This window comes from Mycolicibacterium wolinskyi (genome assembly GCF_002101965.1).
GTDB lineage: Bacteria > Actinomycetota > Actinomycetes > Mycobacteriales > Mycobacteriaceae > Mycobacterium > Mycobacterium wolinskyi.
On the sequence record NZ_LQQA01000030.1, the window covers coordinates 741,682 to 756,914 of the forward strand.

At 67.1% G+C, this 15,233-nt stretch carries 19 protein-coding genes and 1 pseudogene; 9 read left to right on the forward strand and 11 right to left on the reverse strand.

Annotation, left to right across the window (positions count from 1 at the left end; genetic code table 11):
* Positions 1-183: 183 nt before the first annotated feature.
* The 4 genes from AWC31_RS27290 to catC all read left to right on the forward strand — a co-directional run bounded on the left by AWC31_RS27290 (position 184) and on the right by catC (position 3,397).
* Positions 184-1,086 (forward strand): LysR family transcriptional regulator, encoded by a 903-nt coding sequence (locus AWC31_RS27290; protein ID WP_085147380.1) that lies wholly within the window; start codon positions 184-186, stop codon positions 1,084-1,086.
* Positions 1,083-2,186, forward strand: a complete 1,104-nt coding sequence (locus AWC31_RS27295) for a mandelate racemase/muconate lactonizing enzyme family protein (protein WP_085147208.1) — start codon at positions 1,083-1,085, stop codon at positions 2,184-2,186. The genes AWC31_RS27290 and AWC31_RS27295 overlap by 4 nt, the downstream gene beginning before the upstream one ends.
* Before the next feature lie 70 nt (positions 2,187-2,256).
* Positions 2,257-3,108, forward strand: coding sequence for a catechol 1,2-dioxygenase (gene catA, locus AWC31_RS27300; RefSeq protein ID WP_085147210.1), 852 nt, complete (start codon positions 2,257-2,259; stop codon positions 3,106-3,108).
* A gap of 7 nt (positions 3,109-3,115) precedes the next feature.
* Positions 3,116-3,397, forward strand: coding sequence for a muconolactone Delta-isomerase (catC, locus tag AWC31_RS27305; RefSeq protein WP_085147212.1), 282 nt, complete (start codon positions 3,116-3,118; stop codon positions 3,395-3,397).
* Here the strand turns inward: catC and ybaK are convergent.
* Positions 3,394-3,885, reverse strand: a complete 492-nt coding sequence (gene ybaK / locus AWC31_RS27310; protein ID WP_085147214.1) for a Cys-tRNA(Pro) deacylase — start codon at positions 3,883-3,885, stop codon at positions 3,394-3,396. The two genes, catC and ybaK, sit on opposite strands and share 4 nt — an antisense overlap.
* Positions 3,886-4,101: 216 nt before the next feature.
* On the opposite strand from ybaK, the gene sigH reads away from it, so the two are divergent.
* Together sigH and rsrA are read left to right on the forward strand one after the other, a co-directional pair.
* Entirely contained in the window at positions 4,102-4,749 is a 648-nt protein-coding gene (gene sigH, locus AWC31_RS27315) for a sigma-70 family RNA polymerase sigma factor SigH (RefSeq protein ID WP_067854725.1), read from the forward strand.
* On the forward strand, positions 4,746-5,051 hold the full coding sequence (rsrA, locus tag AWC31_RS27320; protein WP_085147218.1) for a mycothiol system anti-sigma-R factor: 306 nt from the start codon (positions 4,746-4,748) through the stop codon (positions 5,049-5,051). Before sigH ends, rsrA begins: the two co-directional genes overlap by 4 nt.
* A gap of 12 nt (positions 5,052-5,063) precedes the next feature.
* On the opposite strand, the gene AWC31_RS38330 is transcribed toward rsrA, so the two are convergent.
* A complete protein-coding gene (locus AWC31_RS38330; protein WP_011728008.1) occupies positions 5,064-5,138 on the reverse strand; it encodes a 50S ribosomal protein bL37 in 75 nt (24 codons plus the stop codon).
* A gap of 128 nt (positions 5,139-5,266) precedes the next feature.
* On the opposite strand from AWC31_RS38330, the gene AWC31_RS27325 reads away from it, so the two are divergent.
* Positions 5,267-5,482, forward strand: a complete 216-nt coding sequence (locus tag AWC31_RS27325; protein ID WP_029373615.1) for a biotin/lipoyl-binding carrier protein — start codon at positions 5,267-5,269, stop codon at positions 5,480-5,482.
* Between the two features lie 48 nt (positions 5,483-5,530).
* Positions 5,531-7,030 carry a two-component system sensor histidine kinase PdtaS gene (locus AWC31_RS27330; protein WP_067854515.1) on the forward strand — a complete coding sequence of 500 codons (1,500 nt, stop codon included), beginning with the start codon at positions 5,531-5,533 and terminating at the stop codon, positions 7,028-7,030.
* Between the two features lie 294 nt (positions 7,031-7,324).
* Here AWC31_RS27330 and whiB1 read toward each other — a convergent pair whose 3' ends face one another.
* From whiB1 to pcaH, 7 genes and pseudogenes are all read right to left on the reverse strand, one after another.
* Positions 7,325-7,579, reverse strand: a complete 255-nt coding sequence (gene whiB1 / locus AWC31_RS27335; RefSeq protein WP_003882795.1) for a transcriptional regulator WhiB1 — start codon at positions 7,577-7,579, stop codon at positions 7,325-7,327.
* Between the two features lie 258 nt (positions 7,580-7,837).
* A complete protein-coding gene (locus tag AWC31_RS27340; protein ID WP_085147220.1) occupies positions 7,838-8,800 on the reverse strand; it encodes a diacylglycerol/lipid kinase family protein in 963 nt (320 codons plus the stop codon).
* Positions 8,801-8,835: 35 nt separating this feature from the next.
* Positions 8,836-9,222: a YchJ family protein gene (locus AWC31_RS27345; RefSeq protein WP_085147222.1), complete on the reverse strand. Its 387-nt coding sequence runs from the start codon at positions 9,220-9,222 to the stop codon at positions 8,836-8,838.
* A 10-nt stretch (positions 9,223-9,232) separates the two neighbouring features.
* Positions 9,233-9,601 carry a 4-carboxymuconolactone decarboxylase gene (pcaC, locus tag AWC31_RS27350; protein ID WP_067854506.1) on the reverse strand — a complete coding sequence of 123 codons (369 nt, stop codon included), beginning with the start codon at positions 9,599-9,601 and terminating at the stop codon, positions 9,233-9,235.
* Positions 9,598-10,793 (reverse strand): annotated as a pseudogene (locus tag AWC31_RS27355) (lyase family protein). The gene pcaC and the pseudogene AWC31_RS27355 overlap by 4 nt, the downstream one beginning before the upstream one ends.
* A complete protein-coding gene (pcaG, locus tag AWC31_RS27360) occupies positions 10,790-11,344 on the reverse strand; it encodes a protocatechuate 3,4-dioxygenase subunit alpha (protein ID WP_085147224.1) in 555 nt (184 codons plus the stop codon). Before pcaG ends, AWC31_RS27355 begins: the two are co-directional and overlap by 4 nt.
* A gap of 1 nt (position 11,345) precedes the next feature.
* Positions 11,346-12,125, reverse strand: coding sequence for a protocatechuate 3,4-dioxygenase subunit beta (gene pcaH / locus AWC31_RS27365; RefSeq protein ID WP_067854497.1), 780 nt, complete (start codon positions 12,123-12,125; stop codon positions 11,346-11,348).
* A 70-nt stretch (positions 12,126-12,195) separates the two neighbouring features.
* On the opposite strand from pcaH, the gene AWC31_RS27370 reads away from it, so the two are divergent.
* Complete coding sequence (locus AWC31_RS27370; protein ID WP_085147226.1) at positions 12,196-12,945, forward strand: IclR family transcriptional regulator; 750 nt, start codon at positions 12,196-12,198, stop codon at positions 12,943-12,945.
* Between the two features lie 13 nt (positions 12,946-12,958).
* Here AWC31_RS27370 and AWC31_RS27375 read toward each other — a convergent pair whose 3' ends face one another.
* Both AWC31_RS27375 and AWC31_RS27380 read right to left on the reverse strand, forming a co-directional pair.
* The gene (locus AWC31_RS27375) at positions 12,959-14,299 is read right to left on the reverse strand and encodes an MFS transporter (RefSeq protein WP_067854491.1); all 1,341 of its coding nucleotides are present in this window, start codon (positions 14,297-14,299) and stop codon (positions 12,959-12,961) included.
* A gap of 38 nt (positions 14,300-14,337) precedes the next feature.
* On the reverse strand, positions 14,338-15,222 hold the full coding sequence (locus AWC31_RS27380; RefSeq protein WP_085147228.1) for a shikimate dehydrogenase: 885 nt from the start codon (positions 15,220-15,222) through the stop codon (positions 14,338-14,340).
* Between the last annotated feature and the right edge of the window lie 11 nt (positions 15,223-15,233).

The window sequence follows — 15,233 nt, forward strand, 5'->3', positions numbered from 1 at the left end:
CAGCACTCTCGCAGCGAGTGGTCGGCGTCACACTAGGCAGACTCCTAGTCCTGACTCAGGCGTCCATTGATAAAGACTCGCGATTAATAGACCGGAAACAAGTCCTTGTTCGATATCTATCCCGGAGCTACCGTCGATGTGTCACCCATCACAAATCGCTTCGACAGCCGGAAGGAGGGCAGCGTGGAGCTCAGGCATCTTCGATACTTCGCAGCCGTGGCCGACACCTGCCACTTCGGCCAGGCGGCCGAACAGCTGCATGTCGCGCAGCCCGCGCTGTCGTATGCGATTCGCCAGCTCGAAGCCGAGCTCGACGTGACGTTGTTCAATCGGACCACGCGCCAGGTCTCGCTGACCGCGGCCGGAGAGTTCCTGCGGGGCGAGGCAATTCGCATACTGGCCGGCGTCGACGACGCTGAGCGCGGGGTGCGCCGTATCGCCCGTGGACGCGGCGGCCTGTTGCGGCTCGGACTGACCGGCACCGCCGCGTTTTCCCATCTGCCGCGCATCGCCCGCATGGTCAAACGCGAACTGCCCGCTGTGGCGCTCGAGATCCAGGCGGATATGTTGACCCCCGAACAGTGCGACGGTTTGCGAACGGGCGCACTGGATCTCGGCGTGCTGCGGCCCCCCGCCGTCGGTGAGGGCATCGAGATGGCGACCATCGACGTCGAATCGCTCGTGCTCGCCGTCTCGGTCGACCACCGGCTTGCCGTCGAACCCGTCGTCTCGCTCACCGACCTCCGCAGTGAACCGTTCATCGCCTACGCCAGTCGTGACTCCGCGGTCAACGACGCGGTGCTGCGCAGCTGCCGCAGCGCCGGTTTCGTCCCGCACCGCGAGCACGCCGCACCGGGCACCGCGGTGCTGCTGGCGCTCGTGGCCGCCGATCTGGGTGTGGCCGTCGTCCCCGAGTCGGTGCGGGCGCTGCCCCTGGACGGTGTGGTGTTCCGCGACCTCGTCGACGGCGGGACCATCGAGCTCGCACTGGCCTGGCGCCGGGATACCGACAACCCGGTCGTCGACACCGTCGTCGAGATCCTTGCATCGGCGCTGCGCCGAGAGCCGCTTGAGGAGAAACTGTGAAAATCACTGCGGTTGAAGCGATTCCATTCGCGATCCCGTATGTCAAGCCGTTGCGATTCGCCTCCGGCGAGGTGCATGCCGCCGAACACGTCTTGGTGCGCGTTCACACCGACGACGGCGTCATCGGGGTTGCCGAGGCGCCGCCGCGGCCCTTCACGTACGGCGAGACACAGGCCGGCATCGTCGCGGTGATCGACCAGATCTTCGCACCCGCGCTCGTCGGTCTGGCCTTGACCGAGCGTGAGGTCGCGGGCACCCGGCTCGCCCGCACGGTCGGCAACCCGACCGCGAAAGCCGCGGTCGACATGGCGATGTGGGATGCGTTCGGGCGCACCGTCGGGCTGCCGGTGAGCGAGCTGCTCGGTGGCTACACCGACCGCATGCGAGTCAGCCACATGCTCGGCTTCGACGATCCGGCGAAGATGGTCGCCGAGGCCGAACGGATGCGAGACGCGTTCGGTATCAGCACCTTCAAGGTCAAGGTGGGGCGGCGTCCGGTGTCGCTGGACACCGCGGTCGTCCGTGCGCTGCGCGAACGGTTCGGATCGGATGTCGAACTCTATGTCGACGGCAACCGCGGCTGGTCGGCGTCGGAATCCATGCGGGCGATGCGCGAGATGGCCGATCTCGACCTGCTGTTCGCCGAGGAGCTGTGCCCGGCCGACGACGTGCTCGGGCGGCGCTGGCTGGTCGAGAAGCTCGACATCCCGTTCATCGCCGACGAATCCGTGCCGACACCGGCCGACGTCACGCGCGAGGTGCTTGGCGGTTCGGCGACCGCGATCAACATCAAGACTGCGCGCACCGGCTTCACCGGCTCGGCCCGGGTACATCACCTCGCCGAAGGACTCGGCCTGGAGATGGTGATGGGCAACCAGATCGACGGACAGCTCGGCACCGCCTGCGCGATCGCCTTCGGCACCGCCTACGAGAGCACGTCGCGCTACGCCGGTGAGCTGTCCAACTTCCTGGACATGAGCGATGACCTGCTGACCACGCCGCTGCAGATCACCGACGGGCAGCTGCACCGCAGGCCGGGCGCGGGCATCGGAGTCGACATCGATCCCGACAAGCTCGCGCACTACCGCACCGACCTGTGATTTGTGCACGTTGAGCGGCGCTGGGCGCCGATGACTGTGCACAAATCGCCGTAGAGAGAAAGGAATTCACATGACAACCGTTGAAAAGGCGTCAGCCGCCGCCTCGGGCGCGTCGGCCACCGAGCGCTTTCACACCGACAAGTCGCCGTTCGAGGCGGTCCGCGACGTTCCGGCCGAGCGCGTCGACATGCTTGCGCGTGAGGTCCTCGACGCGGTGCACCACACCATCCGCAAGCACAAAGTGACCTACGACGAGTACAACGCGCTCAAGGCCTGGCTCATCAACGTCGGCCAGGACGGCGAATGGCCGCTGTTCCTCGACGTCTGGGTCGAGCATGTCGTGGAGGACGTCGCGACGTCACACCGGCACGGCAACAAGGGCAGCATCGAGGGGCCGTACTACGTCCCGAACGCGCCCGAACTCGGCGCGGACGCAACGCTGCCCATGCGCGACGGCGAGGCAGGCACACCGCTGGTGTGGGAGGGCACGATCACGTCGACCGACGGGCGTCCGCTGGCCGGCAAGGTCGAACTCTGGCACGCCGATTCCGACGGGTTCTACTCGCAGTTCGCGCCCGGTATCCCGGAATGGAACCTGCGCGGCAGCATCTCGACCGGGCCCGACGGCAAGTTCCGGATCACCACGATCCGGCCTGCGCCGTACCAGATTCCCACCGACGGCTCGTGCGGCAAGCTCATCGCGGCCGCCGGCTGGCATGCGTGGCGCCCGGCACACCTGCACGTGAAGGTCTCGGCGCCCGGGCATGAACTGCTCACCGCGCAGCTGTACTTCCCGGGTGATCCGCACAACGGCGACGACATCGCCACCGCGGTCAAACCCGAGTTGATGCTCGCGCCCGTGCCGCGGCCCGGTGGCGGCGAGACCGTCGAGTACGGCTTCGTCCTCGACCCGGAAAGCTGAGCCGCCCGTGCTGTTTCATGTGCGGATGGACGTCCATCTTCCCCACGACATGGACCCTGACGCGCGCACGCACCTCGTCGCGCGGGAGAAGGCCTACTCGCAGCAGCTGCAGCGGTCCGGGAAATGGCCGCACATCTGGCGGATCGTGGGGGAGTACTCGAACTTCTCGATCTTCGACGTCGAGAGCAACGACGAACTGCACAACCTCATCTCGGGCCTACCGCTGTTCCCGTACATGGACATCCACGTGACACCGCTGGCGCGCCACCCCTCCGACGTCAAAGACTAAGCGGGAACGCTGATTTCCGCGGTGACCGCGCTGGTGGCCCGGATCAGGTCGGCCGGTGCGAGCGCGACGTCCCAGCCGCGCTTCCCGGCACTGCACAGCACCTTGTCGAAGTGCAGCGCGGATGCGTCGACGACGGTGGGCAGCGGTTTGCGCTGGCCCAGCGGCGAGATGCCGCCGACCACGTAGCCCGTGGACCGCTGAGCGGCGGCCGGATCGGCCATCTCGGCCTTGGGAACCCCAAGTGCGGCGGCCGCGGCCTTCAGCGACAGCTTGGTGGGCACCGGCAGCACCGCCACCGCGAGACCTTTGGGCAGGGCGATCACCAGAGTCTTGAAGACCTGCTCGGCCACGATGCCGTCCGCGGCGAGCTGGGCCACCGCCTCGGCGCCGAAGGAATCGTTGCGGGGATCGTGGTGGTAGGCCACCACCTCGTGGTCGATGCCTGCGGCCAGCAGAGCCGCGATCGCCGGGGTTGCTGCGCGTGCCACGCGGTCAGCGTAACCGGGAACACCTGGGCCCCTGCGTGCTGTTATTGCTGTCAGCACCGGCGCCGGATGGCAGTCGGCGCTACTTGTCGGTAGCAGGCTCTAGGATCTTAAGGAGGGATTTTGGTGCCAACCGTGTGCCTGGAACGTCCGGCGGATACCGCGTGGTATTCCGGCTCGTCAGGTGGCGCCGCAACAGAAGGGAAGGTGTTTCCCACGATGACTGACGTCGACCGGGTAGAACCCGAGACGCCGGAAGCGACGCACGAGACGGATGCCGAGCTCACCGCGCGGTTTGAACGCGATGCGATCCCGCTGCTGGATCAGCTCTACGGCGGTGCGCTGCGCATGACGCGCAACCCGGCCGATGCCGAGGATCTGCTGCAGGAAACCATGGTCAAGGCCTATGCCGGTTTCCGGTCGTTCCGCGAAGGCACCAACCTGAAGGCGTGGCTGTACCGGATACTGACGAACACCTACATCAACAGCTACCGCAAGAAGCAACGGCAGCCTTCGGAGTATCCGACCGACGAGATCACCGACTGGCAGCTGGCGTCGAACGCCGAGCACTCGTCGACCGGTCTGCGCTCGGCCGAGGTGGAGGCGCTGGAGGCGCTGCCCGACACCGAGATCAAGGCGGCGCTGCAGGCCCTGCCCGAAGAATTCCGGATGGCGGTGTACTACGCCGACGTCGAGGGGTTCCCCTACAAGGAGATCGCCGAGATCATGGATACGCCGATCGGGACAGTGATGTCTCGTCTGCACCGCGGCCGCAAGCAGCTGCGTGACCTGCTGTCCGATGTGGCCAGGGACCGCGGCTTCATTCGCGGTCCACAGCTTGGTGAGCCCGAGGAGGTGTCGTCATGAGCGAGGGTCGTGAGTCGGACGAGCGATGGTCTCCGCCTATCGGGCCCGTTGATCCCGAGCATCCGGACTGCGCTGCGGTGATCGCAGAGGTATGGACGCTGCTGGACGGTGAGTGCACGCCCGAAAGTCGTGACAAGCTCAAGCACCACCTCGAAGAATGCCCGGCCTGCCTGCGGCATTACGGGGTCGAGGAACGGGTGAAGCGGCTGATCGCGGCCAAATGCAGCGGTGAAAAAGCCCCGGATAGCTTGCGTGAGCGGCTGCGCATCGAGATCAGCCGCACCACGATTATCCGGGGCTAACGGGCGAACAGGTCAGGCGTTGGGACGCTTGCCGTGGTTCGCCTTCGAATGCTTACGGTCCCGCTTCTTGCGGCCGCGCTTGGCCATGATGTTCCTCCAGACGTTTAGAGCTTGCTCCCAAGTGTCTCATGGCCCGGCGACACCTCCCTCCACACGGGGTTGTGGTTCGATATAGGGCGGCAGGCAGACAGCAAGCCGGAGTGAGTGGGGTGAAGATGGCCGAGGACGTTCGCGCTGAAATCGTGGCCAGTGTGCTCGAGGTCGTGGTTCATGAGGGCGATCAGATCGGCGAAGGGGACACCCTGGTGCTGCTCGAGTCCATGAAGATGGAGATCCCGGTGCTCGCCGAGGTGGCCGGCACGGTCACCAAGGTCAACGTCGCCGAGGGCGATGTCATCCAGGCCGGCGACCTCATCGCGGTGATCGACTAACTCTGCGGGGCCCAGCCATTTTGTTGCTCCTCACGTGCGCGGTGGCTGATGTCCACTCTCGGTGATCTGCTCGCCGAGCACACGGTCTTGCCCGGCAATGCCGTCGACCACCTCCATGCGGTGGTCGGGGAGTGGCAGCTGCTCGCCGATCTATCGTTCGCCGACTATCTGATGTGGGTGCGCCGCGACGACGGCGCGCTGGTGTGCGTCGCGCAGGTGCGGCCCAACACCGCCCCGACGGTGTTGCTCGCCGATTCGGTGGGCACGCTGGCCGGCGCCGAGGACCTCCCGGTGGTCACCACAGCCTTCGAGACCGGCGCGATCGGCAGGGGAAGCGATGGCGCGCAAGGAGATTCGTACGACGCGCCAGGTCTGAACGTGGAGGCGGTGCCCGTCCGCCACGGCGGCCGCGTGGTGGCCGTGTTGACCCACCAGACCGCGTTGGCCGCGCGCCGCATGGCCAGCCCGCTCGAGGGTGCCTACCTGGACTGCGCGACCGATCTGCTGCACATGCTGTCGGAGGGCACGTTCCCGAACGTCGGCGATCTGGCCATGTCACGGTCCAGCCCGCGCGTGGGCGACGGATTCATCCGACTCGACGAGGTCGGCGACGTGGTGTTCGCAAGCCCCAACGCGATATCGGCCTACCACCGCATGGGCCTGGCGTCCGAGCTCGACGGGCACAATCTCGTCACGGTCACGCGCCCGCTGATCTCCGACCCGTTCGAGGCGCAGGAGCTGGCCAACCACGTGCGTGACTCGCTGGCCGGCGGTTCGAGCATGCGCATGGAGGTCGATGCGGGCGGTGCTGCAGTGCTGCTGCGTACCCTGCCGCTGGTCGTGCACGGCGCTGCCGTCGGTGCCGCGGTGCTGATCCGCGACGTCACCGAGGTCAAGCGGCGCGACCGGGCACTGCTCAGCAAGGACGCCACGATCCGCGAGATCCACCACCGGGTGAAGAACAATCTGCAGACGGTCGCGGCGCTGCTGCGGCTGCAGGCCCGGCGCACCAACAACGTCGAAGCCCGTGAGGCGCTGATCGAATCGGTGCGCCGGGTGTCGTCCATCGCGCTCGTGCACGATGCGCTGTCGATGTCGGTCGACGAGGAGGTCAACCTCGATCAGGTGGTGGACCGGATCCTGCCGATCATGAACGACGTCGCGTCTGTGGACACGCCGATCCGGATCAACCGTGAGGGCGATCTCGGCGTTCTCGACGCCGACCGCGCCACCGCGCTGATCATGGTGATCACCGAGCTCGTGCAGAACGCCATCGAGCACGCCTTCGACACCAGCCAACCGCAGGGCTGTGTGACCATCCGGGCCGAACGTTCGGCACGGTGGCTCGACGTCGTCGTGCACGACGACGGGCGCGGGCTGCCCGCCGGGTTCAGCCTGGAGAAATCCGACCGGTTGGGCCTGCAGATCGTGCGGACGCTTGTCTCGGCCGAACTCGACGGCTCACTGGGCATGCACGACGTCCCGACCGGGGGTACCGATGTGGTCCTGCGCGTGCCCATCGGCAGGCGCAGCCGCGGCGTTCAGTAGGCCCGCTTTGGCCCCTGTGGTGCGCGCTGCGTCCCGACCGTGCGCGTGCTGCGCCATTGTCACGCTGGAGTGGCGGTGGGCGCCGACAGCCACTCCAGCGTGACAATCGGCGCCACAGGTAGCTCGCAGGCGGTTGGCAGGCCGGGTGCAAGCCACGCCGATTAAATAGGCAGATTCGTCAATGCGAAATGTGACGGCGATTACTCAATTCGCTATTGAATTCGTCGGGAAAAAGGTTACGGCCCCGACTTTTTCGTCGGGGCCGTAGGTGCTTCGGGGAAGCTGGGCGAAGGCTCAGACTCCCGTGCGAGCCTTGGTGCGGGCGTTGCGACGCTTGAGCGCACGACGCTCGTCCTCGCTCATCCCGCCCCACACGCCGGCGTCCTGACCGGAGTCCAAGGCCCAGGTGAGGCACTCGGTGGTCACCGGGCAGCGATTGCACACCAGCTTCGCGTCGGCGATCTGGGCCAGCGCCGGGCCGCTGTTCCCCACGGGGAAGAACAGCTCCGGATCCTCGTCGCGACAGACCGCCTTGTGGCGCCAATCCATAAGATCAAACTCCTCGTCAGATTTGTCATGTGTGCGCAGCGAAGCGCACGAGTTTTTCTTCGGCTGTTAACGCGTGCACACGAAATGTTTCTGCACTGTTGCATCCGATGCTTTCACAGGCTGAACAGATGTCAATAGCAGTGAGTTAACACGTGGGCAATGTCACTACGTAGGGCTGTTACCAGAACCCTCATTCGTTTGTACTACACTGAACCCACCTGCGCCCTAAATTGCCGGGTGTGAGATTATTCTCCCAGCTCAGAGCGGTTTTGCCGGTGGTGCGACCACGCACAGAGCGTCCGGAACCGCGGTGAAGGTCACACTTTCGCGCAAACCGGCGTAATCCCCGTCGATCTGGCACGAAACGGGCGTGTCGCTCGTCACTGTCACGGTCGAGACGTCGTCGTTGCGGATCAGGTGCTTGCCGGTGATCCGCGGATTCTTGGCGACCATCTGGCGTACGAGGCGCAGGTTCGCCCAGAGGTTCATGCTCGTCGTCGCGAACACGCCCAGCCCCGTCTCGAACGTCGTGCCCGGATTGGTCCACACCGGGCGGGTGTTGGCGTACGTCCACGGGCTGGAGTTGGACACGAACGCGAAATGCACGCCGGTGATCGGTTCGATGCCGGGCAGGTGCAGCGTCAGTTCCGGCTCCTTGCGGGCGCTCGCCAGGAACTGCCGAACCGCCACCCGGATGTAGCGGCCCGCGGTGACTTTGCGTCCCTTGGCGCGCTGCGCTTCCACGGCCGCCACGACGTCGCCGTCGACGCCCATGCCCGCGGTGAACACGCCCCACCGCTCGCCGCAGTCCATCAAGCCGATCCGCCGCCACGGCCGGCCCTTGCGGTAGTCGCTGAGCAGGTCGACGAGCTGGTTCGTCGCCTCGATCGGGTCCGGGCTGATGCCGAGGGCGCGGGCGAACACGTTGGCCGAGCCACCCGGCACCACCGCGACCGCGGGCGCCGATGCGGCATCCGGACGGGTGCCGCAGGCCGGCAGCACGCCATTGACCACTTCGTTCACCGTCCCGTCACCGCCGTGGACGATCAGCACGTCGACGCCGTCGCGCGCGGCATCGCGGGCGATCTCGATCGCGTGACCGCGATGGTCGGTATGCGCGACGGTGAGCGTGACGCGGCTTTCGAGTGCGTGGGCGAGGAGGTCACGCCCGGCAGGGGTGGTCGAGGTCGCGTTCGGGTTGACGATCAGCACGGCGCGCACGGGGCACCACCCTATCCGGGCAATGTGAAGGACCGTCAGTCCAACAGATCGCCGTCGACGTACATCCACCTTCCGCCGGTACGGGCGAACCGGCTGCGTTCGTGCAGGATGTGCCGTTTTCCGCCGCTCGCGTACTGCGCGCGGAACTCGACGACGCCGTGAGCGTCGTCACCGCCACCGGCTTCGGCGTCGACGATCTGCAACCGCCGCCAGACGACGGTGTCGTCGAGCGTGAGCGTCTTCGGGCGCGTGGTGTGATGCCAGGTCGCCATCAGGTACTCGGCGCCACCGACCGCGAACGCGCTGAACCGTGAGCGCATCAGCGCCAGGGCGGTGGCGGCATGCTCGCCACGATGCAGTGGACCGCAACAGGCGTCGTAGTCGGCGCCCGATCCGCATGGGCAGGCTTCGGTAGGCGGCACCCCCCGATTATCATGCCTCCTCGGCGAGCACCCTGCCCGCGATCCGAAACGCCGTGTTGGCGTCGGGCACTCCGCAGTAGATCGCACTCTGCAACAGGACTTCCTTGATCTCGTCGACGGTCAGCCCGTTGCGCAGGGCGGCGCGCACGTGCATGGCCAATTCGTCGTGGTGGCCACGCGCGATCATCGCGGTGAGGGTGATCATCGAGCGTGACCGCCGGTCCAGGCCGGGCCGCGTCCAGATCTCGCCCCACGCATACCGGGTGATGAGGTCTTGGAAGTCCGCGGTGAAATCCGTTGTGGCCGCCACGGCGCGATCGACGTGATCGTCGCCGAGTACCTCGCGGCGCACGGTCATGCCGTCCTCATGGGTGGTCATCGTGCATCCTTCAGATAGTGGCGTGCGCGTTCCAGCGCGGTGTCGATCAAGAGGTCGGTGGCGCCCAGATAGCCCGGCGCGGGTTCTCGGCCGGTCAATTCCGCCATCTTCCGTTGTTCGGCGCGAATGTCTTGTGCGGCAGCGAGGTTGGCGGCAGCGCGGTCGGTGCCCACTCGCAGCCCGGCCAGCAGGTCGGCGGCCTCCGACGCGGCCACCACGGTGCGCCGCGTCAGCGTGGCAAGCGTGGCCCATTCGGCGTGCCATCCGCCGTCGGAGCGTTCGTCGACACTCGCCGCCGATGCCGCGTGCAGCGTGGCGCCCAGTGGGGGTGCGGTCAGTGCCGCCCGGCGCAGCAGGACGGTGAGTACCGGATTGTTCTTGTGCGGCATGGTCGATGAGCCACCGCCGGACCCTTCGTACAGCTCGCCGGTACGGGTTGCGGCGGCGATGTCGTTGGCCAGGTGCCCCCAGGCGTCGCAGCAGCCGACCAAGGCATCACCGGCCCGCGTGATCACCGAACGCGTGGTGTGCCAGGGAGGGCCGCTGCGAGTCCGAGACCGTCCGCCCATCGCCGGGTCAACGCCAACGCGGCCTCGGGTGATCCGGCGAGCTCGGTGGCGGCGGCAAGGGTTCCGGCCGCGCCACCGCCCGCAACGGGCAAGGGCGGCAATGCTTTCAGTCCTTCGGCGGCATCGAGAACGGCGGTCAGCCAAACCGAGAACTTTCGGCCTGCGGTGCCCGGTAGCGCGGGCTGAGTCAGGGTGCGGGTCAGCATCGGGGTGCCGCGGTGTTTCTCGGTCAGTTCCACCAAGGCGTGAAGCTGCAGACCGATGTCGTCGGTGATGGTCTTCATGGCGTCACGCAGGCACAGCACGAGGGCCGTGTCGAGTACGTCCTGGCTCGTCAGGCCTCGGTGCAGCCACTGAGATGCCTCGCCATCGGCCCGGGACCGCAGCAAGGCCACCAGCCCGGTGACCGGGTTGCCGTCGCGTTCGGCACCGGCGGCGATCTCGTCGAGGTCGCCGGGACGAATCAGGGCACGCAGATCGGCCGCGGCCGCACGTGGCGCGATGCCGGAGTCGACAAGTACTGCCAGCCAGGCGTTCTCGGCGGCCACCAGGGCGTCCAGGAAAGCGGCGGTGCTCATCACGTCACCGGCCCGGTGGTCACCCGGCCAGAACAGATCGCTCATTGGCCCGAGAAGCGCAGGAAGACGGTTTCGTTCGCGCCCTGCAGCCGGATGTCGAATCGCAGCCCTTGCGTGTCGCGTTCGGCGATCAGGGTCTGGCGGCGGTCCTCGGGCAGACGCGTCAACAGCGGCTCATCGGCGCAATCGGGCCCGGGCACGTACGCGCGGGTGAACAAGCGGTTGAGCAGTCCGCGGCCGAACACGGTGACGGCGATGAACGGAGCACGGCCTGGATCGGTCGCGCCGGGCTCGACCGTCGTGAAGCTGTAGTGGCCTTCGTCGTCGGTGGACACCCGGCCCCAGCCGGTGAACGTCCAGCCGTCCCGATGCAGCGAGCCGCCCGACCGGGCGACCTTCCCGTCGCCGTCGGCCTGCCAGATCTCCAGCATCACATCGGGTACCGGCTTGCCCTGGCCGTCGGTGACCTGGCCGTGGAATCGGATGGATCCCGGAACGCCCGGCGGCACAAGCTCATTGCCCCGGTCGTACGGAAGTGCGTAGCCATAGAAGGGGCCGATGGTCTGGCCCGGGGTGGCGGTCAGGAGTGTGCCCATGTCAGTCCTCCTCGAAGTGCGTGCGGTGTGCGCCGGTCAGGACGATGTCCCAGCGGTATCCGGTGGCCCACTCATGGGTCGTGACGTCGTGGTCGTAGGCAGCGACCAACCGGTCACGGGCCTTCTGATCGGTGATCGACTGGTAGATCGGGTCCAGCGCGAACAGGGGATCGCCCGGAAAGTACATCTGGGTGATCATCCGTTGCGTGAAATCGGTTCCGAACAAGGAGAAGTGGATGTGCGCCGGACGCCAGGCGTTGCGGTGGTTCTTCCACGGGTAGGGGCCCGGCTTGATGGTGGTGAATCGGTAGGTGCCGTCGTCGTCGGTGAGGCACCGCCCGACGCCGGTGAAGTTGGGATCGATCGGCGCGTGGTGCTGGTCGCGTTTGTGGATGTAGCGCCCGGCCGAATTCGCTTGCCAGATTTCGACGAGCTGACGGCGCACCGGCCGTCCTTCGCCGTCGACGATGCGTCCGGTCACCACCATCCGCTCGCCGATCGGCTCACCGTCGTGCTGGATCGTCAGATCCGCTTCCAGTGGGTGCACGTCTCGCGCTCCGAACACCGGGGCCCATGTCTCGATGGTCTCCGGGTCGGCGTGGTGTAGATCTTTGGTGGGGTGGCGCAACAGGCTGCTGCGGTAGGGCGCGTAGTCCAGACGCGGCTGTGTCTCCTCGATACCGGTTTGCAGATACCCGGTTTCGATGGCGGCGATCTCGGCGTTGATCTCCGCCTGGCTCGCCGACGCACTGTCGGGATTGGTGTCGATGGGGGCTGTCATGGATGTGACGCTAATTACCCCAGGGGTTCTGGGGAAGACTAGACTTTCGCTCAGTGAAAGGAATGTGCGGATGGCCGGCAACACTTCGGTTCCTGGCGCCACCGTGGCGTCGCGGCTGCTGGCGATCATCGCCGCCTTCGATGAACGGCACCGTGCGCTTACCCTGACAGAGCTTGCGCAGCGCGCGAATCTCGCGCTTCCCACCGCTTCTCGACTGGCGGCGGAGCTCGTCGCGGGCGCGGCTCTGGACCGCCGTGCGGACGGGCGCTACGTCATCGGCAGGCTCTTGTGGGAGGCCGGTCTGCGTGCCCCGGTCGAGGGCAGGCTCAAGCAAGCGGCGGAGCCTTTTCTGCACGACGTATATGCGGCCACGCTGGCGACGGTGCATCTGGCCGTACGTGACGGCGCCCAGGTTTTGTATCTGGAGCGCATGTCGGGCCGTGCATCGGTGCCGATCGTCAGCACGGTCGGCAGTCGGTTACCCCTGCATTGCACGGGTGTCGGCAAGGTTCTGCTCGCCCATGCCCCGAAAGATGTCGAGCGGCAGGCGCTGGCCAACCTCACGCGGGTCACGCCCTACACGATCACCACGCCCAATGTGCTTGTGGCACAACTCGAACAGATCCGGCGCGACGGCGTGGCCACGACCGTCGAGGAGATGTCGCTCGGTGCGTGCTCGATGGCGGTGCCGGTGATCCGGGCCTCAGACGACACCGTGGCGGCCGCGATCGGGGTGGTGGTGCCCACCCTCAAACGCGACCGCCAGCGGTTGCTCGGCGCCTTGCAGGTCGCCGCGCGGGGAATCGGGCGCCTGCTCTGATCGATGCGGTGAATCAGTGGTGCACAAGCTCTTTCGCGGAGCCCGGAACCTTGTGCCCCAGCATGTCGGTGGGGATGTCCTTGGTTTCGCGTGCGGTCAGCGCCGCACCCGCGGCGATCAGGCAGACGACGGCGGTGAAGATGCTGATCACCACCCAGCCACCTTCGCGCACACCGCCCATCGCGGTGACGATCGACGGTGCGAAACCGGCGACCAAGAAGCCCAATTGGGTGCCGATCGCCATGCCGGAGAAGCGGACCTGCGTCGAGAACATCTCGCCGTAGAAAGCCGGCCACACCGCGTTGGCGGCGGCGTAGCCGAACGAGAACGTGGCCACCGCGAGCGCGAACGTCAACAGCTGGTTCCCGCCGCTCATCGACAGCATGTAGAACGGCATCAGCGCGGCCGATGACAGTGCGCCGTAGATGAATACCGGCTTGCGCCCGATACGGTCGGCGAGGATGCCGAACATCGGTTGGGTGCCGAGCGCGACGACGTTGGCGACGACGACGAGCCACAGCGTGACGTCGGCGTCCAGGCCGACCTTCTTGCCGTAGGCGATCGCCAGGTTGCCGAAGACCGTCGAGACGGCCGCGATGAACGCGCACAGGATCACGCGCAGCACGTCGCGCCAATGATTGCGCAGCAGCGGCACCAGCGGCACCCGCGCGATCGTGCCCGCGGCCTTGGCCTCAGTGAACTGCGGTGTCTCGTGCAGCTGGCGGCGGATGAAGTACGCCACGACCACCACGACGGCGCTCAGCCAGAACGGAACCCGCCAGCCCCAGCCGTATTTGGCCTCGTCGGGCAGCGACACGAACGGAATCAGGACGAGCGAGGCGAGGATCAGGCCGCCCTGGGTTCCGGTCAGCGTCCACGAGGTGAAGAACGCGCGCTGGTGATCGGGGGAGTGCTCAAGGGTCAGTGAGCTGGCGCCGGCCTGCTCGCCGGCGGCCGACAAACCCTGCATCAGGCGGCAGACGACCAGCAGCGCGGGGGCGGCCCACCCGATCGTGTCGAAGCTCGGCAGGCAGCCGATCAGGAATGTCGACAGGCCCATCAGCACCAGCGTGAACATCAGCACGCGCTGGCGACCGATCCGGTCGCCGAAGTGGCCGAGGATGAACGCGCCCACCGGGCGGGCCACGTAGGCGAACCCGAACGTCGCGAACGACATCACGAGCGCCGCTTCGTCGTCGGAGGGGAAGAACACGTGCGGAAAGATCAGTGCGGCAGCCGATCCGAACAGGAAGAAGTCGTAGTACTCGACGGCGCTACCCATGAAGCTGGCCAGCGCGGCCCGCTTCGGGGTGCGTGCGCCCGGCCCGTCAGACCGGGATGCGGTGGTGGTCATCAACTGCTCCTTAGCGAATTGTGCTGGGCGGTGGGGCTTCACGCGGCGGTTTGAGCGACGAGATCGCGAAAGTGGGCCGACATTCTGTCGGCGTCGGGGGTGAGTCCGGTGATCAGGGCGAAGGCGTCGACGGCTTGGTATACGGCCATATGGCCGCCGTCGAGGGTCCGGCAGCCGGCTGCCCGGGCCGCCTGGAGCAGCGCCGTGTCGAGGGGGCGGTAGACGATGTCGGCCACCCACAGGCCGGGGTGCAGCAGGGCCGCGTCGAACGGCAGACCGGGGTGTTCGGCCATGCCCGTCGGCGTCGCGTGCACGACGCCGTCGGTGTCGGGCAACAGCACCGAGAGTTTGTCGAGTGACGATGCGTCGACGCGCGACAACGCGTGGCGGTCGGCGAGTTCGTGGGCCAGTGCGGCGGCCCGGTCGACGTCGAGGTCGACGACGGTCAGGTGGCCGACGCCGATGCGCAACAGCGCGTCGCCGACGGCAGAACCCGCGCCGCCTGCGCCGACCAGCACGGCGGAGGCCATCGGAACCCCCGGCAGGCCCCCGGTGAATCCGTGCGCGAATCCGGTGGTGTCGGTGTTGTATCCGATGGCGCGCCCGCGGTCGAAGACGACGGTGTTGACCGCGCCGAGCGTGCGCGCGGTTTCGTCGACGTCGTCGAGATGGTCCAGGACGAGCTGCTTGCACGGGTGGGTGATGTTCAGTGCGTCGTAGCCAAGGGTCCGCGCCCACGCCAGCACCTCGCCGATTTGGTGGGGCGCGATCCCGCACGCGTTGAGGTCGATGGTCCGGTAGACGTAGTCCAAGCCCTGCGCGCGGCCTTCGGCCATGTGCAGGGCGGGCGTCAGAGAGGGACCCACACCGGTGCCAACGAGGCCTACGAGGTAGGGCCGCCCTGCATCCGACTTGGGGGTCATCAGGTGCCTTC